The organism is uncultured Campylobacter sp., from assembly GCF_905372745.1.
Lineage (GTDB): Bacteria > Campylobacterota > Campylobacteria > Campylobacterales > Campylobacteraceae > Campylobacter_A.
Genome location: NZ_CAJPQR010000008.1, coordinates 1 through 18,250, shown reverse-complemented (window position 1 = coordinate 18,250; position 18,250 = coordinate 1). Strand labels below are relative to the sequence as shown.

Sequence of the window (18,250 nt, the reverse complement as noted above, 5' to 3'; positions counted from 1 at the left end):
AAAGAGGGGTGAAAATTTAAACTCGCGTCAGGCTTCAAGCTAAGCGAATTTGACGCGATTGTAAATTTAAGCCTGGCTACCAAACGGCAAACATCCTCTCGGCCTAAATTTACACTCAACCGCGCAAAACCACTCACGCTCCGCGCGAATTTTACTTAGTAGCCGTCAAAATGCTTGGTTTTTGGCAGCACCAAATTTAGCGTAATGCCGATAAGCGCGCCAAGTCCCACTCCGCTAAAGCTCATCGCGCCAAAATCCAGCACCATGCCGCCGATCGCGCAGACGAAGATGAGCGCGACGATGATCATATTGCGCGGCTCGGCTAGATCCACGCTGTTTTTTATGAGCGTTTCCATGCCCACGCTAGCGATGATACCGAAAAGCAGCAGCATAATGCCGCCGATGACGGGAGCGGGGATCGTGGAGAGCGCGGCGCCGAGCTTACCCACAAAAGCTAGCAGTATCGCCGTAAGCGCAGCAAAGGTCATGATGGCTGGATTGTAGGCCTTCGTGATGCTAACCGCGCCCGTGACCTCGGAGTAGGTGGTGTTCGGCGGTCCGCCGAAGCACCCTGCTAGCGACGTCGCGAGTCCGTCGCCAAGTAGCGTGCTTTTAAGCCCCGGATTTTTGAGGAAATTTTCCTTCGTGACGTTGCTGATCGCAAGCATATCGCCGATATGCTCGATCGCAGGGGCGATAGCGATAGGCACCATGTAGATTACCGCTTCGAGTTTGAAAACCGGCGCGGTAAAGCTCGGCACCGCAAACCACGGCGCGTTTAGAATCGGCGTAAAATCCACGATGCCGACAAACAGCGACGCGCAGTATCCAGCTGCGATACCGCAAAGTATCGGCACGAGGCGCAGCATGCCGCGGCCAAACATCATAATGGCGATAACCGCCGAGAGCGAGATAAGCGCGATCGTAAGCGACTGGCCCTGCGTATAGAGCGCCTCCTTGCCCTTGCCCATGACCATATTTACGGCTGCTGGCGAGAGGATGAGACCGATCGTCATGATGACGGGACCGACGACTACGGGCGGTAAAATTTTATGCAAAAATCCCTCGCCTTTGAGCCTAATAAGCAAGCTCAAAACCACGTAAAACAGCCCCGCCGCGACCACTCCGCCCATCGTAGCGGCTATGCCCCACTCCTTCACGCCAAAGCTAAGCGGCGCGATGAACGCGAAGCTAGACGCGAGAAAGATCGGCGGGACGTTTTTGCGCGTGATGAACTGAAACAGCAGCGTGCCGATACCCGCCGTAAACAGCGCCACGGACGTATCAAGCCCCGTTAATATCGGCACCAGCACGAGCGCGCCAAACGCGACGAATAAAAACTGTACGCCGACGAGAGCGTCGCGTAGCCTGAGACTGTAGCCTTCGTATTTTTCCATTTTTTCCTCTTTTTATTTTGCGACTTATTTTTTGTCTCTTGAAATTTGCAGCATTTGTCTTGTTTTTGCGACCGAATTTAAAGCCGGCGCGATTTAAAAATTCGTGAAATTATAACATATCGGCGACGATTACGGCGACGAAAAAGTGTCGTTTTAAGCAAATTTTTCGGGCAAATTTTAAATTTACTCGCCTAGACCCGCACCGCAAAAATGCTAAATTTGGTTTGGTTAAATTTGGGATTGCGAGTTCAGCTTTCTTGCATAAAAAACAACCATTTGAGGTTGTTTTTTACTTTATTATAAAGGGGGTGGGGGCTTGAATGGCGAAGTCGCTCCCCACCCCCTTTAACCCTCCCCCTACGACGCTTTTATGGTGGCGACATAGCTTTGCTGACGCAAAGCGTCGCGAGTTTTGTAAATTTTGATGGAGTTAAATTTATAAATTTGTAAATTTGACTTCAAATTTGAGCGTAAAGAGTCAAGGCGAAGTGTTTTTGTTCTAGGCGAGGCGGATTTAAATTTTACGACGGGAGCTACCTCGTCGGTAGTGACCTAGTAAAATTTAAATCCAACGAAGTATAGAGCAAAAAGACAAGCCGCTATTTCAGCGACTTTTCCGCCCACGCTCTCACTTCTAAATCCACTTCAAATATCTTACTCTCGTTCCCTATCTTCTCGTTTTCAAACCTCTTTGCCGCAGCTAAAACCGTTCGCGAGATATCCAAAAATCCGCATTCGCCGCGCAAAAATTTATACACCGCAACTTCGTTTGCGGCGTTGATAGCAACGCCGAGATCGGGGTTTTGCAAAGCTTGGTCTTTTAGCGAAAAGATAGGATATTTTTTCAAATTTATCTCGCCGAATTTTATATTTTTCAATGTTTTTAGGTCCAAATTTGGCACGATTTTCACATCGGTGGCGTTCAAATTTAGCGCTCCGTCCTCGCCCAAAATCGCATGCGCGATGGCCAAAATCATATCGGTTTTGGATAGATGCGCCGTGGTCGAGCCGTCGGCAAACTCCACCAGCGCATGCACCGTGGACGTGCGCTCGATGAGTGCCTCGATATCCCGCACGCCGTAGAGCCAAAAGGCCTCCAGCACCTCAAAAAGCTTGTTCGCCATCGTCGCGCTGTCGATCGTGATTTTTGCGCCCATGCTCCAGTTGGGGTGCTTTAGCGCGTCTGCGGCGCGGGCGTCTTTTAGGGCTTTTAGCGGAGTTTTGTAAAAGGCGCCGCCTGAAGCCGTAATGACGAGCCTAGCGACCGGGGTTTTGTTTGCGAGTAGAAATTTAAGCCCGAAATGCTCGCTATCTATCGGATTTATCGCGCCCCTATCTAAAAATTTGCCGCCCGCGACGAGGCTTTCTTTATTGGCAAGCGCTAGTTTTTTACCTAGCTTTTGCGCGCTTAGGCTAGGAGCCAGCCCTGCAAAGCCGACTAGAGAGTTTACGACGCGCTCGCTCTCGCACTCTTTTAGCATATCGCGGATGCCCTGTGCGCCGGCAAAAACGCGTTTGTGCTTTACGAATTTAGCAAATTTAGGCTCGGCGATACAGACGAATTTAGGCTTAAATTCGGCGATCTGCTCGTTTAAAAGCTCGTAGTTTGACGCGCAGCTCAGCGCCTCGACGCCAAGGCCGAATTTACGGGCTAGATTTAGGGTATTCGTCCCGATCGAGCCCGTCGAGCCCAGCACTACCACGATAGCGTCCAAAGCATAGCCGCGACGCCGAAAAGATAGCCGTCGATGCGGTCAAGCATACCGCCGTGACCAGGCAGCAGCGTGCCGCTATCCTTGACGCCCGCGCGGCGCTTTAAGTAACTCTCGAAAAGATCGCCCCAAACGCCGAAAACCGCAACCAAAAACGCCGTGATGAGGCTATGCCAAAAGCTATCGGTTAGCACCCAGCCAAAGCCCGCGCCAAAGACCGTAGCCACGGCGATACCGCCGGCGACGCCTTCCCAGGTTTTATTAGGCGATGTCTCGCTAAAGGCGTGTTTGCCGCAAAATTTGCCGACGAAAAACGCCCCGCTATCGCACGCCACGACTGTTAAAATCAGCCACGCCAAGTAGCCCACGCCGTAGAGCGAATAAAGCATCCAGATGAGAAAAATCGGCGTCATCGGATACAAAAACGGCAGCGCGGGCGTTAGGTTTTCGCTTTTAAAATGCGCGAGAAAACTAACCACGAGCAAGACCGCTAAAATAGCGATAAATACGGGGTTTGAAAAGGGCGTGAGTAGGTAAAAAATAACCGCCACGAGCGCAAGAGAGCCGCCCTGTAGGCCGTAGAGCTTTTGCGCTTCGCCAAAGGCCGTATAAAGCACGAAGCCTAAAATGGCAAAATTTAACAGATAACTATCGACGAAAAAGATGACCAAAACCGCCGCAAATAGCGCGACGCCGGTGATTATACGCGTTTTCATGATTTTTCCTTTTTTGAGTAATAATTGTATAAAATTTTCGCTTAAAAGCGCCGAAATTTGAGGCAAATTTACGCTTGCGGGCTTTGGGGGACGGTTAAATTTGAAGGTTTATTTTTGCTTGAAGCGAGCAACAAATTTGACGATTTTTGACAAATTTTACCGAGCTAGGCGGTAAATTTGGCACGCATTTGACGAGCTGCGCTAGATTTTGCTTTTGCTAAAAACGGCGGCTTAAATTCGGCGGATAAAAGCTCAAATTTGATCTAAATCGAGCCAAATTTGACTGCCGCGCAGCAAAAAGTCCAGCCAAATTTGAGCGGGAAAGATTAAATTTTAAGATCAAGATGCTGAAATACGGGCGACGCCTGCGGAAAGTCGTTAGCCGCGACATGATCCTCCGAGTTTTCATCGCCGTCAGAGTCTGCGTTTTCGCCCTTTTGCTCCGAGGCGAACTCGCCCTGCTCCTGCCTGCCTTTTTGCTTTTCGTGCTCGTTTTGAGGGTCTATTTTGTAGGTTTCCTCGGTCGGTCGCACCTCGGATATCTCTTGTTTTTCGTCGCTTGCTAGCGATGCGGCGGCGAGATTTTGCAGGTCAAATCTATTTTGGACGTCGGCAACCTTGTTTGAGACCATGTTTACGTTTTGATTGATAAAAATCGTGTTACCAAGCGGTGTTACAGCCATTTTCGCCTCCTATTTTAGTCGTGCTTAGTTACTAATATCGTCTTAAAGTTAATATAATTTACATTTGCGCCGCTCGTAATTTTGACGTTGTTACGTTTGGTAAAATCAACTTCGTACGTCCCGTCGCCTTTGACGCTAAAATTTACGCAAATTTTCGCCGCAAATCTCAAAATTTCCTCGCTGGGAGCGCTTTTTGCGGTTTTGATGATGACGTGCGCGGACGGCAGGTCTTTTAGATGCATCCAGACGTCGTCTTTTTTCGAGTTTTTTAGCAGCCAGACATTGCCCTTTTCGTTGCGCCCGATGCTGATTTTATAGCCCTGCACGTAAAAATCCTCGACGTTTTGATTTTGCTCTTTTTGCTTTACGGCGCGGGCCTTTTTAGGCGCTAGGACCTCTAGCTCTTCGGCGCTTTTTGCTTCATTTACGAGCGTTTGTAAATTTGATAAAAACTCCAGCTTTTCGGTCAAATTTTGCCGCTCTATCGTTAGGCCTGCCGCCTTTTGTTTTAGCCTTTTTGCCTTAGCAAACATCGCGTTTGCGGCGATTTTAGGGCTATCGTCCAGCACGAGCCTCACCTCGCCTCGCTCGAAATCATTTAGCGTTACCTCGCGCTCGTAGTCCTTTAACGCATGCAAATTTGATAAAATTAACCCCGCGTTTTTGCTTAAAATTTCGCTCTGCGCATTTAGATCCGCCTCGTTTTCAAGCCCCGATAAAATCTCGCTTAAATTTTGCATTTTTCGCTCTATCGCGGCAGATTTTACGGCGCGCAGATTTTCTAGCTTTGCGTTATTTACGCGCTTAAATTCCTCGCTAAAATACTGCGCAAAATCCGTTATCGGCGGCGTCTGGCGCTCTTTTATCGTTGCAGGCGGCAACTCAAGCAGCTCGCGCCCCGGTTTTATCACGCGAAAATTATTATCTATATGGCGCAAAGCCTCGACGATGACACCCTTTTCGTCCGTGATGATCGCGTTGGTAAAGCGCCCCGTAAACTCCAAAAATAGGCTTGAGGCGAGGCTTTTATACGAGCCTTGGAATTCGCACTCCAGCTTTAAAATTCTATTTCCCTCGGGCACACTTAAATTTAAAATTCTAGCCCCCCAGAACCTCTTTTTTAGCGCGACGTCAAAGGGCGCTTTGTACTCTTTTACGTTTAGAAAATCAGGATTTGCATAGATCGCGGAGTCAGCCTTGCTGAGATCAAAAAACAGCCCGAGCTCGCCGTCGAATTCGATAAAAATCGCCATATCGCCCGCGCGTCTGATTGCGGTTATTTTTTTAAATTTGCCCAAAAATGATTGTATTTGTTTTAAATTTGCGTATTTCATAGCCGAAATTATAGCCTAAAATAGGGCCGAATTTTAAGCGCAAGAATAATATAATGATAATGCATTTTAAAACGGAGAAAAAATAAATGAACAAATTTAGCCTAAGTTTAGCGGCCTCGTCGCTGCTTTTAACCCAAATTTTCGCCGCCGACGTCGCGCTGCAAGGCGTCGAGATTAGCGAGAGCGCGGACGACGGATACCGCGCCAAAACCAGCGAAGTAGGCAAAACAAATACGCCTATTTTAGAGATCCCGCAAACGGTAAACGTCGTAACCCAGCAGCAACTAAAAGATAAAAAACCCGAGACCCTAGCCGAGAGCCTTCAAAACGTGAGCGGCGTTAGCTACGGCAACACCACGGGCGGTATCTTTGACTCGATCATAAAAAGAGGCTTTGGCGGCGGACGCGACGGCTCGATCATGCGAAACGGCGTACCCGCTAGCGTCATGCATAGCTTTAACAAAACCGTAGAAAGCGTCGAGGTGCTAAAAGGCCCGGCTAGCTTGCTCTACGGCGCGCAAGAGCCCGGCGGCATCATAAATATGGTCACTAAAAAGCCAAAATACGACTTCTCAAACGAAATTTGGGCCGGTATCGGCAACCGTAACTACTGGAACGCGGGCTTTGACGCCATGGGACCGATCGCGGAGAGCGGCTTTGCGTATAGATTTATATTTGATATGATGCAAAAGGACTACTGGAGGGAGTTTGGCGAATATAAAAACGTCCTCTTTGCGCCATCTCTTTCTTATAAAGGCGATGATTACCGCATAAATTTAGCCTATACGCACACGCGCTCGACCGATCCGATCGACCGCGGTATGTATCTGGTACCAAGCACGGGCAAACTGCTGCCGATAGATAAGAAAAGACGCCTTGACGAGCCGTTTAATAAACTAAAAACCAGACTCGACACCGTAGACGTAAATTTTGAGAAAAATATCGGCGAGGACTGGCTACTGCGCGGCGCTTACGCGTATTCGCGCTCCAAGCACGAGTACGGTCACATCAGGCTAATGAACGTAAATTTAAACACGGGCGTTGCGGCTAGACGAAACGAGGCGTATGACGGATTTATCCACCGCACGCACGCCGGATCGTTAAATTTAAACGGTTACGTGCAAACGGGCGAGATAGAGCATAACTTGCTATTTGGTATCGACGCAAAAGAGTACTACCGCTATAGACCCGGCGCGCTAAACAGCTACAGCTCAGGTACGACGCACAAAAACTTCCCGATAAATATCTACAGTCCAGTCTACGGCACGGTCGCCTATCCGTCCGACCGAGCCTCCGGTATCCAGTATCAAAAGCTAAGAACGATCGGATTTTACGCGCAAGATAGTATAAATTTGACCGAAAATTTGATCTACTCTTTGGGCGTCAGATACGAATACTACGACCAAGTCGCGCGCGGCACGACTAGCGGACCAAACACTACCGATCAGCAAGACGGCAAATTTACATGGCAGACGGGGCTTTTATACCTGCTAACGCCTGAGTGGTCCGTTTATACCAACTACGCGCAAAGCTTTAATCCGCAAATGGCGATCAGCGGCGACGACATCGGCGACATAAAGCCCGAAGAAGGCAAAAGCATAGAGCTGGGAACTAAATTTCAAAACGATAGCATAACGGCTAGCGCGGCGGTATTTAACATCGATAAGAAAAACATCATGCGCACCGTAAATAGCGTAAGTACGCCCGTGGGCGAGGCGCGCTCGAGAGGATTTGAGTTTGACTTTAACGGCCGCGTGACGCAAGGGCTAAGCGTGGGCGCTAGCTACGCATACACTAAAACCGAGGTGCGCAAGGATAGCGGCGCGTTTGCCGTGCTAGTGGGCAAACCGCTAGAAGCCACGCCTAAGCACCAAGCCAGTCTCTTTGCTAACTACGACTTTAGCCACCTAGGCGCAAAAGGCCTAAGGATCGGCGGCGGAGCGAGATACTTTGGCTCATGGTACACCTACTACATGAGGACGAATTTACCGGCCGTACCTGCGGGAACGGGCTTTAAGATGGACGATGCGGTCGTTTACGACGCATTTATCAGCTACGATACCAAGATCGCGGGCTACGAGACGAATTTCGCCTTTAACGTCAAAAACTTGACCGACAAGCTCTACTATACGTCCTCATCGACCGGCACGCAGGCTAATATCATACCGATACAGCCGGGGTATGCGAGGCAGTTTATGCTGACTGCTAGCGTTAAATTTTAAAATTTAAGCGGCTCGTTTTTTTGGTTTATACGTCGTTGGATTTAAATTTTACTCGGTCACTACCGACTAGGTAGCTCCCGTCGTAAAATTTAAATCCGCCTCGTCTAAACGCAAAAATACTTCGCCTTGACTTCTTACGCTCAGACTTTAAATCAAATTTGCAAATTTCCGCTTCAAATTTTACTCGCCCAAACCCGCACTTGAAAACGCCGAATTCGGTTTTAAATCCGCGGCGTATTGCGATATTTAGCCGAACCGGGTTTGTATTTGCGGCGCTTAAATTTTAATCTCAATCTCTTTTTATCCATTTTTCGCTAAAATCGCTAAATTTTAAAACGCGCGGTATCCGCAAAAAGGAAATTTATGCAAAACAAAAAGCAAACCATCACCGAAAAGATTTTCAGCGAGCACGTAGGGCGCGAGGTTTTCGCGGGCGAGATCATCGAGAGCGACATCGACATGGTCATCGGCAACGACATCACGACTCCTATCTCCATCAAGCAGTTTGAGCGAAGCGGCGCGACAAGGCTAGCTAACCCAGACGGCTTTAGCGTCGTGATGGACCACTACATCCCCGCAAAAGACATCCTAAGCGCCAACCAAGCCAAAATCAGCCGCGATTTTGCGTATAAGCACGATTTAAAAAATTATTTCGACGAGAAGGACATGGGTATCGAGCACGCGCTTTTGCCCGAAAAAGGCCTCGTAGTGCCCGGCGACGTCATCATCGGCGCCGATAGCCACACCTGTACGCACGGTGCGCTGGGAGCCTTTGCCACGGGCATGGGTAGCACCGACCTAGCCTACGCGATGATAACGGGCAAAAATTGGTTTAAGGTACCGCCGACTATCAAAGTGATCTTTCGCGGCAAGCTAGACCGCCATGTCTACGGCAAGGACCTCATCTTAGAAATCATCCGCCGCATCGGCGTAGACGGCGCGCTGTATAAGGCGCTGGAGTTTACGGGCGAGACGATAGAGAACCTCGATATGGACGGACGTTTTTCGATGTGTAACATGGCGATCGAGGCCGGCGGCAAAAGCGGCATCATCGCGGTCGATGAAACAACAAAAGAGTTTTTAAAAGGCAAAAATTTACGCGCCGAGCCGAAGCTGCACTACTCCGACGAGGGTGCAAATTACGAGCAAATTTTAGAAATCGACGTTAGTAAGCTCGATCCCGTGATCGCCTATCCGTTCTTACCTAGTAACGGCAAGAGCGTGCGCGAAGCGGTAAAAGACGACATCGCTATCGATCAGGCCTTTATCGGCAGCTGCACGAACGGCCGCCTAAGCGACCTGCGCATCGCGGCTGAAATCCTAAAAGGCCGCAAAGTAGCGCGCAAAACCCGCCTCATCATCACGCCTGCGACGCAAAAAATCGCCCTACAAGCGCAAAAAGAGGGGCTGATGGATATATTTGCCGAGGCTGGCGCAGTCGTAAGCAACCCGACCTGCGGCGCATGCCTGGGCGGATATATGGGGATTTTGGGCGTTGGGGAACGCTGCGTAAGTACGACAAACAGAAACTTCGTCGGCCGCATGGGAGACCGCACGAGCGAGGTGTATCTGGCAAACTCGGCCGTCGCCGCAGCGAGTGCGGTCGCAGGCAAGATCGCCGACCCTCGCGATCTTTAAAATTTGGCGGCTTGTCTTTTTGCTCTATACTTTGTTGGAAACTCGGTCGGCTTCGGTCACGGACGACTAGTCCGCTCCCTTGCCTCCGTCGTTTCCGCCTCGTCTAGAACAAAAATCCTACGCCTTAACTCTTTACGCTCAAATTTGAAGTCAAATTTGGTTAAATTTTCAAAATTTTACCCCCCCCCGAGACCTGCATCCTGAAAATGTCAAATTTAAATTTTCGGCGCGACAGCGCCAGATAAACCTGCACGCAGTGTAGCAACTTCTCACGTCGTAGGGGTTGGGGGATTGTTAAGGGGGAGCTCTTTTGCTTCGGCTTTGCCTCGCCTTGTGCTTGCACTCTCTTTGAGAGCTGCTAGCAGAGCGTAATTCAAGCCCTTCCCCCTTAACAAGAAAATCAAGATATTAAAAATGCAGCAAAATAGTGCGGAAAATTTGCATTCAAATTTGAAGTCAAATTTGCAAATTTGACTCGCCAAGACCCGCACCTTGAAAACGTCAAATTTAAATTCGCGACGTGATGGCGCCAAATAAACCTGCAAGCAGTGCAGCAACCTCTCACATGCAGTGGGGTTAGAGAGGGCTTCTGCGTCGCTGCGTTAGCAGCTGCAAGCAGATGGGGGAGGGTTTGCCTTCGGAGTTGCGAGTGCATAGCACGACGCAAAGAAAGGCGACGCTCTACTTTAGCTTCACTACGTTCGCTACCGTCGCCCTATGGGCTTGAGACCGCTTTGCTCGTAGCTGTAAACAGAGCGTAAATAGGTCTGCTCGCAGTTACGAGCCGCAGGCGAAGCAAAGCCCTCCCCCTTAGTAAGAAAATCAAGATATTAAAAATACGGCAAAACAGTGCAGAAAATTTACATTCAAATTTGGGGTCGAATTTGCAAATTTGAGCCGCCTAAACTCGCGTTAAAAATAGCAAATTTAACTTCGCCGTATCGACAAATTTAGCAGCCTTTGTCCTTTAAAACGCCGTTATCGTCGCCAAAAGTCCAAAGATGATGCCGGGCAAATTCGCAGCCGCTAGCGGGTAGTCTCTTTTAGATTTTAGCAGGCCGTAGCTAGTCCAGATCGTGCAGTTTATCGCTGCGGCTAGAGGCTGGATAAAAGGCGTCTTGTTGCCTTCGAGGTTGCCCATTATCTGCGGGATGTAGGAAATATACATAATGACCGACAGACACGTGCCTATCCAGCCTAAAATTTGTAAATTTTTCTCGCTCATTTTTTCTCCTTTGAAATAGAGGCGGCATTATATCCTTTTAAGTTGTGATAATCAAGCGCTAAATTTGCCCGCGGCGGGCGTAAATTTGCGCTAAAGTAAAGCTAAATTTTAGTAAAATACGCCGATTAAAGGGGGACGAAATGGCTTACGTAACCTACGACAAGGCAAAATGGCACTGGGGCGCGGAAACTGCGCCGACTGACATCCCGCAGGAAAACGGCGCGACGCACATCGCGTTTTTCTTTCGCTGGTGCATGGAGCGCAAGCTTTATTCCAAGGAGTTTGCGGCGGATTTTTCGGCGGATTTTGCGCGGATGGACGATAGCTTTGACTACCGCGGATTTTTCTTTCGCGATATGGACGGTGTGCTGGATAGCGACGCGCTAAATGCCGCTGGCAAGGCGTTTGCGAAAGCCTACTACACGAAATTTGCTAAAACCCACGGCTGGTATTTGCAGGATTACGCGGATTTCGTCTCGGATAAATTGGGTGAAAAAGACTTTAACAACGCCTATTTTTACATAGAAAACTCGCCGCAAAACTATGCCGAGGTCAAACAAATCATCGACCGCCGCTACGAGGAGTTTTTAGAATTCAAAAAAGCCGGCAAAAGCGCGGATAAATAAAGCTAAATTTGTGCCGAGCGCAGTTTTAAAAGGCGGGGTTCAAATTTGCGCGCGCAGGAACTTAAGCGATCCTAGCATTTACCCTAGCACAGATTGTAAATTTTAGATCGGTTGCGGATTTGCTCGCGCCTCGCAGCAAGGCTAAACTTAGGCCGTTAAGCCAAATTTGCCGGCAAACCACCTCCGGTTGGCGCCCTCGCTACTTAAACCGCGGAGTCAAATCTCCCGCGCCCAGTGGTGACCTCCGCCGCTTTAGGCAAGCTCCGCTCTATCAAATTTTTCCCCTGACATTTTATCTCCTTTTATCTATTTGTTTTGTAAATTTGAGTTTGAGTCTGATTTACTTCGGTTGCTATCTATGTAAATCACCTGAGCCATGCCCTTTTTGGCTCTACCTATGGCGCTCTTGATCCCGTCTCGTTTTTCCATTTCGTTTGCCCATTTGATAAAAGCCCTAATATCTTTAAACGTAGCATTTTCATCGGGGCAATGCGGATTATAGAAATTTATTTCTTTGTCAAATTCTTCTATCTTTTTCGGGTCTATCGGCTTTGGTTTGTATTGTAAAAGACCGTCTTGATATATGTGCCAGTAAGGAGCATATTTGTATTTATTATTGGTTCTTTGTATCTTTTCCTCGGCCTCTTCGTCTCTGCCTTGATTCATCTTATAGATATAGTTTTCTTTATAATCAATCCATCCCTTGCGCTTTTTATAGCACTCCTCATACGCCTTCTTTAGCTCCTCTTTAGTAGGTTACCCTACGACGTCGTATTTTAAAAGAAGCTCTAGCATGGGTTCGTAGTTGGGCACGGTATCTAATAGGGCATAATGTGAGTGCTTAAAAGGCGAACTACCGTCTCTTAGGCCGGGAAACGAGGAGGGTCTATTTCGAAGTTTGGGTCTATACCCGCTAGCAAGAGCAAGCTCGGTCATCTCTACGTAGTTATGGGTTACTATATATCCTATCGGATCGTTTACGTCTTTGGATTCTTTGTTAACTTGATAGTTGTCTTCAAATATTATCTTTACGTCGTCTCCGTCTATGATAAGCTTTTCAATGTTATTGTAAAACGGAGGATCTATGTAGTACTGCACCGTCTTTACTTCATCGAATTTCACCCCGCTATCAAGCAGTAGTTTAGCGGTCTTTGTAGAGTTGTTTTCTATGCCAGGGGCGAGAGTTTGTAGTTATCTTTTGCGTGAGCGTTTGCGCCCATATCTATAAGTCTTTTTGCCGTGACTTCGTCATCGTAAAAGCTAGCGTACATCAAAGGAGTAACGCCGTCTATGACGGGAGAGTCTATGCTAATGTTATTATCTTGCATAAATTTTAAAATTTGATCCGTTTGCTTTGATTTTAAAAGCTTGCGGAAATTTTCAGCAAATGCGTCATCTTTTATCTGCTTATCTATATCCCAATATCTAAAAGCAAAATCGTCTATCTCCTCTTGCGTTACGTATTTGCTTAGCTCGGAACCCGGGATTATTTTAGTATCGGCGGTAACGACGAACCGAGTCGGGCCGGATAGTTTTTCGTAAATAAAATTTACGAAAACGACAAGGAAAAGAGCGGCGAAGGCTACTGCGAGTTTGTTCAAATTTATCCCTTAAGTCAAATTTGCAAAATCTTAGCCAAAGGGCGGTTAAATTTGAGTGAAATTGGGATGGGAAATTTGGAAAATGCGGGGAAAATAAATCAAGGCAAATTTGACTAAATTTAAAAGCCAAATTTAAAAAACAAAACGCGACAAAGGCTCAAATTTAACCCTCGCCGCGAGAAAATTATCACTGTAAATTTACACGCCGAAAGCTCGGCGCGCAAAAATCAAATTTATCTAGAAAGCTTTAGCAGATACCCGTCCTGCGTCTTTTCGATCTCGTGCTTGTAACTGCCGTCCAGATCAAAAACTACGCGGTAAAATTTGCCGTGCGAGCCAAAAAGAGCCGTTTTAAACGCGCCGCAGTCAAGCTCGTCTTTCCTGGTATTTACGTCCGTTTGCGAGGCGAAGTCGATCACGACCTTGGTGCCTTTGTCGATCGAGTAGTCCTTTAGTTTCTCATCGGTCGTGAGGATTTTTATCTGCATCGGATAGATCTCGAATTTCGTCTGCTTATAGACGATTTGCTTTTGCGGTTGCGGCTTTTCAAGCGGTTTTATGACGACGTCTTTTAGCGGCTCTTGTGTTGTCATATTGCGCTCGGTAGGCTTTGGCGCGACGTCTATCGCGGCGGCTTTTGGTTCCTCTTTAGTGACCGAGACGTCGGGCTTTTCTACGACGACTGGTACTGCGATCTTGCTGAGCAAAAACTCATCCTGCCACGAGATGCTTTTGTTTATATCGACGGTTTTTTCCTTGATACTGCCGTCGAGGCTTTTGTATTTTAGCGTGACGGAGATGAAGTTTCTAGCGTCGGCGGGAAATTTGAAATTTTGCTTCTCAAAAGGCGGCAAATTTTCCACGACGTTGCTGCTAGTCATGCTCGCGTTTACATCGCCCGAGGGCGCAAAAGGATTTTCTCTGCCAAAAGCCAGCCCGCAGGCTAGCGCCAAAAGCCAAATTTTACCGATTTTCATAACTCCCCCGTTTTTTAAATTTTCCGACTAATCAGCCGCCGCTCGGCTCGAGCTCTTTTAGCTCGAAATACGCCTTTTGCAGCTGGGCGTTTTGTTTTTTTAGCGTTTCGACGTCGCGTTCTAGCTGCGTTTTTTGCTCTTGCAGGCTTAGCATCACGTCTAGCGAGCGCTTGCCAAAAACTATGTTGCCGACGTAAACACCAAAACAGACCACGCAAAACGCTATAAGCATAAATCTGAAAAAAAGCCTGAAATCAAACGGCTTTTTCTCGACGTATTCGTCTTGCGCCTCGTTCAAATTTCATGCCCCAAAAACTCGTCCGTCTCGCGCTCGATCTCAAGCAGGCGGTTGTATTTGGCGTTGCGTTCGCTTCTTGAGGTCGCGCCCGTTTTGATTTGGCCCGTATTCATCGCGACGGCGAAGTCCGCGATAAAGCTATCCTCGCTCTCGCCGCTTCTGTGGCTCATCACGCAGCGGTAGCCTTTGCGCTGAGCTAGGCGGATCGTCTGCATAGTTTGGCTAACCGTGCCGATTTGATTTGGTTTTATCAAAATCGCGTTGCCTACGCCTTTGGCGATGCCTTCGCGCAAAATTTTCTCGTTCGTTACGAAAAGATCGTCGCCCACAAGCTGCACTTTAGAGCCAAGCTTACTCGTTAGCTTCGCCCAGCCCGCCCAGTCGTCCTCGCTTAGGCCGTCTTCGATCGAAAATATCGGATACTTCTCGCAAAGCTGCGCGTATCGCTCTATCAGCTCTTCGCTGCTAAATTCCTTGCCTTCTAGCTTATATTTGCCGTTTTCGTACAGCTCGCTAGCTGCGACGTCAAGGGCTAGTTTGATCTGCTCGCCTGCCTTGTAGCCCGCTTTTTCGATAGCTTGCATGATGAGTTTGATCGGCTCTTCATTATCGTTTAAATTTGGCGCAAATCCGCCCTCGTCGCCCACTGCCGTGCTGTGACCGGCCGCGTTTAGTAGGCCTTTTAGCGTGTGGTAAATCTCCGTCGCCGCTCGCAGCGCGTCGCTAAATTTATCAAAACCAAACGGCATAATCATAAATTCTTGAAAATCCACGCTGTTGTTCGCGTGCGCGCCGCCGTTAATGATATTAAACATCGGCACCGGCAGTACGCTAGCGTTTGCGCCGCCTAGGTAGCGGTACAAAGGCACGTCAAGGCTCTTTGCCGCCGCGCGCGCTACCGCCATAGATACGCCAAGCACGGCGTTTGCGCCCAAATTTGAGTAGTTATCGGTGCCGTCAAGATCCCTCATCTCGTCATCAAGCGCCTTTTGATCGAAGGCATCTAGCCCGATCACGGCTTCGGCGATCTGCGAATTTACGTTTTCTACCGCCTTTAGCACGCCCTTGCCGCAGTATCTTTCGTCTTTGTCGCGAAGCTCCAGCGCCTCGCGTTTGCCCGTACTTGCGCCGCTTGGGACTATCGCGCTTGCCACAGTGCCGTCGCTTAGAGCCACGGTCGCCTTCACGGTCGGGTTGCCGCGGCTGTCAAGTACCTCTATCGCGGTTACGTCTTCTATAAATACCATTTTTTATTCCTCCGTATTTTCTTCTATGCTTTCGCCGTCTTCGTCTTTGCCGCCTGAGCCGCTTATTAGCTTATCTAGGCCGATCGAGCTTTTTATCGTCGCTACGATCTCGTCTGATATCTCGGGGTGCTCTTTGAGATAGGCTTTTGCGTTTTCGCGGCCTTGGCCGATTTTGGCGGCTTTGTAGCTAAACCACGCGCCGCTTTTGTCGATGATATCGAGCTTCACGCCGTAGTCGATGATCTCGCCGTCGCGGCTGATACCCTCGCCGAACATTATGTCGAATTCCGCCGTTTTAAACGGAGGCGCGACCTTGTTTTTCACGACTTTTACCTTCGTGCGGTTGCCGATAGGCTCTTCGTTTTGTTTTAGCGTGGCGATTTTTCGCACGTCTAGGCGCACTGAGGCGTAAAATTTAAGCGCGTTACCGCCCGTAGTGGTCTCTGGTGTGCCGTAGCCCATCGCACCGATTTTCATACGAATTTGGTTGATAAAGATCACGGTCGTATTCATCTTGTGCACGACGCCGGCTAGTTTGCGCAGCGCCTGGCTCATTAGACGAGCTTGCAGGCCTACGTGCTGATCGCCCATGTCGCCTTCTATCTCGCTTTTTGGCGTTAGAGCGGCGACGCTATCGACTACAATAAGCTCGACCGCGCCGCTTCTAGCGAGGTTTTCTACGATCTCAAGCGCCTGTTCGCCGAAGTCTGGCTGGCTGACGTAGAGATTTTCGGTATCTACGCCCAAATTTGCCGCGTATTTCACGTCTAGAGCGTGCTCCGCGTCGATAAAGGCGCACGTGGCTCCCGTTTTTTGCGCTTCGGCGATGATGTGTAGCGTCAGAGTCGTTTTACCCGAGCTCTCAGGTCCGTAAACCTCGATAATACGGCCCTTTGGGATACCGCCGATACCAAGGGCTAGGTCAAGTCCTAGCGAACCCGTGGAGATACTATCTATGGCCTCGACTTGTTTGTCGCCTAGGCGGATCAGCGTACCCTTGCCGAACGCTTTGTCTATCTGCTTTAAAGCCGCGTCTAAGGCCTTTTTCTTGTCCGAATCGTTTGTCGGCGGGACTATCTTTTTCTCTTCTTTTTCTTTTGCCATCGGCTTCCTTAAATTTAAAATAATCGGGCTGATTTTATCAAATTTGAGATGAATTTTTGATTATTCGCGCAAATTTGAGACGGGTTTGGGCGCGGTCAAATTTAGCCTAAATTTACGCCTTTTTTAAGACGTAAAGCAGCTCGCTAACGTGCGTCGGACGGCTGGCTAGGTTTCTGCTACCGCGAAAGGCGTTGTATTTTTGCTCCAAAATTTGCACTTCGCCGAGTTTTGCTAAATTTTCGCTAAATTCCTCGCGCGCGATGAAGCCCTCGGAGTTAAACGAGATGAGCACGAATTTGGCTTTTAGTTTTGAGATTAGCTCGAAAAACGCGGGTGCGGCGGCTGATTTTTGATTAAACACCGAGCGGTTCCAGCCCCGCGCGATACCAGAAACTCTCGAGATTTCGCTCGGACGCTCGTAGCTAGCGATCAAATTTAACATAAAGTAGTTCGAGCCGTAGGGATGCTGGTTATACGGCGGATCAAGATAGACCAGATCAAGCGGCGGAAGCTCGGCGGCAAGCTCATTTGCGTCTCGCCTTTGCACGTCAAATTCGACGTTAAAATTTGAAAAAACGGGCTTAAGCAAGCTAATGTCGGCCGTGATGCGAGATAGCGCGTGTTTGCCGCGTCCGCCAAACTGCCCAAGGCCGTCCTTGTTTTTGTGAAAACCCTTGAAAATGCCGCTAGTGTTGGCGTGCACGCTAGCTGAATACAGCAGCGGAGCGATAAAAAAAACGCGCAGCTCCTGCGGCACGATCGAGTCGATCATCTGGCGCGCGGTATCGATGTAGGCAGCGTTTTTTCTCGTGTAAAAGACGCGGTCAGTCGCCAAAATATTCGCCTCGTCTTTTGGCGCATAAAGCTCGCAGATAAAGCCCTCGCGTAAATTTGCGCCGATTTGGCGAGTTAATTTGTCGTGCCAAAAATCAAGCTCTTTTTTAAATTTCGCGTCCGCGTTTGCGAGGTAGCATTCGTTTGTTACGCGACTATAAAGCTCCAAATCGTTTGCGACGATGAAATTTGCGTGGGATTTTAGAAACCGCGACACGATGCCGCTACCGCTAAAAAGGTCGCAGCAGCTTAGTTTTTCTTTGCCAAGTGTGTGTTTTGCGATATTTACGCCTTGTTCGATAAAGCCTAAAAGCGAGCGTTTGTTGCCAAGATAAGTTAAAATTTGCTCTTTTAAATACGCCTGATTTTCCATATTTTTCTTTATAAATTCCGCATTTTTATGGCGATTGTAGCAAAAATTTACTATAATTTCGCAATCAAACTACGCGCGAAATTTAAAGCGGAGCAAAAAGGATAAAATTTGAAGATTTTTAAGCATATAAACGTCGCTCACTCGCCCGACGCCGACGATATTTTTATGTATAAGGCGATTGATTTTGGCTGGGTGAGCTCGAAAAATCTAAAATTTAGCGCCACCGCGCTTGATATCCAGACGCTAAACGACGAGGCGCTAAA

18 protein-coding genes are annotated in these 18,250 nt (G+C 48.5%); 4 read left to right on the top strand and 14 right to left on the bottom strand.

Going from position 1 to position 18,250, the window contains the following annotated elements; translation table 11 throughout:
* Positions 1–155: 155 nt before the first annotated feature.
* From QZ157_RS03580 to QZ157_RS03560, 5 genes are all read right to left on the bottom strand, one after another.
* Positions 156–1,397, bottom strand: coding sequence for a uracil-xanthine permease family protein (locus QZ157_RS03580; protein ID WP_295141912.1), 1,242 nt, complete (start codon positions 1,395–1,397; stop codon positions 156–158).
* A 599-nt stretch (positions 1,398–1,996) separates the two neighbouring features.
* Positions 1,997–3,112 (bottom strand): 1-deoxy-D-xylulose-5-phosphate reductoisomerase, encoded by a 1,116-nt coding sequence (gene dxr / locus QZ157_RS03575; RefSeq protein ID WP_295141909.1) that lies wholly within the window; start codon positions 3,110–3,112, stop codon positions 1,997–1,999.
* Complete coding sequence (locus QZ157_RS03570; protein WP_295141908.1) at positions 3,094–3,825, bottom strand: phosphatidate cytidylyltransferase; 732 nt, start codon at positions 3,823–3,825, stop codon at positions 3,094–3,096. Before QZ157_RS03570 ends, dxr begins: the two co-directional genes overlap by 19 nt.
* 326 nt (positions 3,826–4,151) lie before the next feature.
* On the bottom strand, positions 4,152–4,508 hold the full coding sequence (locus tag QZ157_RS03565; RefSeq protein ID WP_295141906.1) for a hypothetical protein: 357 nt from the start codon (positions 4,506–4,508) through the stop codon (positions 4,152–4,154).
* A 14-nt stretch (positions 4,509–4,522) separates the two neighbouring features.
* Positions 4,523–5,842: an NFACT RNA binding domain-containing protein gene (locus QZ157_RS03560; RefSeq protein WP_295141903.1), complete on the bottom strand. Its 1,320-nt coding sequence runs from the start codon at positions 5,840–5,842 to the stop codon at positions 4,523–4,525.
* Positions 5,843–5,928: 86 nt separating this feature from the next.
* On the opposite strand from QZ157_RS03560, the gene QZ157_RS03555 reads away from it, so the two are divergent.
* Together QZ157_RS03555 and leuC are read left to right on the top strand one after the other, a co-directional pair.
* The gene (locus tag QZ157_RS03555) at positions 5,929–8,064 is read left to right on the top strand and encodes a TonB-dependent receptor (RefSeq protein ID WP_295141900.1); all 2,136 of its coding nucleotides are present in this window, start codon (positions 5,929–5,931) and stop codon (positions 8,062–8,064) included.
* A gap of 363 nt (positions 8,065–8,427) precedes the next feature.
* The gene (gene leuC, locus QZ157_RS03550) at positions 8,428–9,702 is read left to right on the top strand and encodes a 3-isopropylmalate dehydratase large subunit (protein ID WP_295141897.1); all 1,275 of its coding nucleotides are present in this window, start codon (positions 8,428–8,430) and stop codon (positions 9,700–9,702) included.
* Between the two features lie 967 nt (positions 9,703–10,669).
* Here leuC and QZ157_RS03545 read toward each other — a convergent pair.
* The gene (locus tag QZ157_RS03545) at positions 10,670–10,927 is read right to left on the bottom strand and encodes a SemiSWEET family transporter (protein ID WP_295141894.1); all 258 of its coding nucleotides are present in this window, start codon (positions 10,925–10,927) and stop codon (positions 10,670–10,672) included.
* 140 nt (positions 10,928–11,067) lie between these two features.
* Between QZ157_RS03545 and QZ157_RS03540 the strand changes: the two genes are divergently transcribed.
* Entirely contained in the window at positions 11,068–11,553 is a 486-nt protein-coding gene (locus QZ157_RS03540) for a hypothetical protein (protein WP_295141891.1), read from the top strand.
* Positions 11,554–11,859: 306 nt separating this feature from the next.
* On the opposite strand, the gene QZ157_RS03535 is transcribed toward QZ157_RS03540, so the two are convergent.
* The 8 genes from QZ157_RS03535 to QZ157_RS03500 form a co-directional block, all read right to left on the bottom strand.
* Complete coding sequence (locus tag QZ157_RS03535) at positions 11,860–12,219, bottom strand: hypothetical protein (RefSeq protein ID WP_295141888.1); 360 nt, start codon at positions 12,217–12,219, stop codon at positions 11,860–11,862.
* A gap of 90 nt (positions 12,220–12,309) precedes the next feature.
* Positions 12,310–12,651, bottom strand: coding sequence for a hypothetical protein (locus tag QZ157_RS03530; RefSeq protein WP_295141885.1), 342 nt, complete (start codon positions 12,649–12,651; stop codon positions 12,310–12,312).
* Positions 12,652–12,719: 68 nt separating this feature from the next.
* On the bottom strand, positions 12,720–13,154 hold the full coding sequence (locus QZ157_RS03525; RefSeq protein WP_295141882.1) for a hypothetical protein: 435 nt from the start codon (positions 13,152–13,154) through the stop codon (positions 12,720–12,722).
* 233 nt (positions 13,155–13,387) lie between these two features.
* Positions 13,388–14,131: an AMIN domain-containing protein gene (locus tag QZ157_RS03520; RefSeq protein WP_295141879.1), complete on the bottom strand. Its 744-nt coding sequence runs from the start codon at positions 14,129–14,131 to the stop codon at positions 13,388–13,390.
* A gap of 31 nt (positions 14,132–14,162) precedes the next feature.
* Positions 14,163–14,429: a septum formation initiator gene (locus tag QZ157_RS03515; RefSeq protein ID WP_295141876.1), complete on the bottom strand. Its 267-nt coding sequence runs from the start codon at positions 14,427–14,429 to the stop codon at positions 14,163–14,165.
* Positions 14,426–15,676 (bottom strand): phosphopyruvate hydratase, encoded by a 1,251-nt coding sequence (gene eno / locus QZ157_RS03510; protein ID WP_295141873.1) that lies wholly within the window; start codon positions 15,674–15,676, stop codon positions 14,426–14,428. The genes QZ157_RS03515 and eno overlap by 4 nt, the downstream gene beginning before the upstream one ends.
* A gap of 3 nt (positions 15,677–15,679) precedes the next feature.
* The gene (recA, locus tag QZ157_RS03505; protein WP_295141871.1) at positions 15,680–16,780 is read right to left on the bottom strand and encodes a recombinase RecA; all 1,101 of its coding nucleotides are present in this window, start codon (positions 16,778–16,780) and stop codon (positions 15,680–15,682) included.
* A 112-nt stretch (positions 16,781–16,892) separates the two neighbouring features.
* Positions 16,893–17,987 carry a DNA adenine methylase gene (locus QZ157_RS03500; RefSeq protein ID WP_295141867.1) on the bottom strand — a complete coding sequence of 365 codons (1,095 nt, stop codon included), beginning with the start codon at positions 17,985–17,987 and terminating at the stop codon, positions 16,893–16,895.
* Positions 17,988–18,095: 108 nt separating this feature from the next.
* Between QZ157_RS03500 and QZ157_RS03495 the strand changes: the two genes are divergently transcribed.
* On the top strand, positions 18,096–18,250 hold a 155-nt coding region (locus tag QZ157_RS03495; RefSeq protein ID WP_363147720.1), incomplete at its 3' end, for an MqnA/MqnD/SBP family protein.

What these genes read in the sequence shown, in the direction of transcription:
- QZ157_RS03580 (WP_295141912.1), bottom strand. Translation starts at nt 1,397, where the DNA reads ATGGAAAAATACGAAGGCTACAGTCTCAGGCTACGCGACGCTCTCGTC.
- QZ157_RS03570 (WP_295141908.1), bottom strand. Translation starts at nt 3,825, where the DNA reads ATGAAAACGCGTATAATCACCGGCGTCGCGCTATTTGCGGCGGTTTTG.
- QZ157_RS03565 (WP_295141906.1), bottom strand. Translation starts at nt 4,508, where the DNA reads ATGGCTGTAACACCGCTTGGTAACACGATTTTTATCAATCAAAACGTA.
- QZ157_RS03560 (WP_295141903.1), bottom strand. Translation starts at nt 5,842, where the DNA reads ATGAAATACGCAAATTTAAAACAAATACAATCATTTTTGGGCAAATTT.
- QZ157_RS03555 (WP_295141900.1), top strand. Translation starts at nt 5,929, where the DNA reads ATGAACAAATTTAGCCTAAGTTTAGCGGCCTCGTCGCTGCTTTTAACC.
- leuC (WP_295141897.1), top strand. Translation starts at nt 8,428, where the DNA reads ATGCAAAACAAAAAGCAAACCATCACCGAAAAGATTTTCAGCGAGCAC.
- QZ157_RS03545 (WP_295141894.1), bottom strand. Translation starts at nt 10,927, where the DNA reads ATGAGCGAGAAAAATTTACAAATTTTAGGCTGGATAGGCACGTGTCTG.
- QZ157_RS03540 (WP_295141891.1), top strand. Translation starts at nt 11,068, where the DNA reads ATGGCTTACGTAACCTACGACAAGGCAAAATGGCACTGGGGCGCGGAA.
- QZ157_RS03535 (WP_295141888.1), bottom strand. Translation starts at nt 12,219, where the DNA reads ATGAATCAAGGCAGAGACGAAGAGGCCGAGGAAAAGATACAAAGAACC.
- QZ157_RS03520 (WP_295141879.1), bottom strand. Translation starts at nt 14,131, where the DNA reads ATGAAAATCGGTAAAATTTGGCTTTTGGCGCTAGCCTGCGGGCTGGCT.
- eno (WP_295141873.1), bottom strand. Translation starts at nt 15,676, where the DNA reads ATGGTATTTATAGAAGACGTAACCGCGATAGAGGTACTTGACAGCCGC.
- recA (WP_295141871.1), bottom strand. Translation starts at nt 16,780, where the DNA reads ATGGCAAAAGAAAAAGAAGAGAAAAAGATAGTCCCGCCGACAAACGAT.
- QZ157_RS03500 (WP_295141867.1), bottom strand. Translation starts at nt 17,987, where the DNA reads ATGGAAAATCAGGCGTATTTAAAAGAGCAAATTTTAACTTATCTTGGC.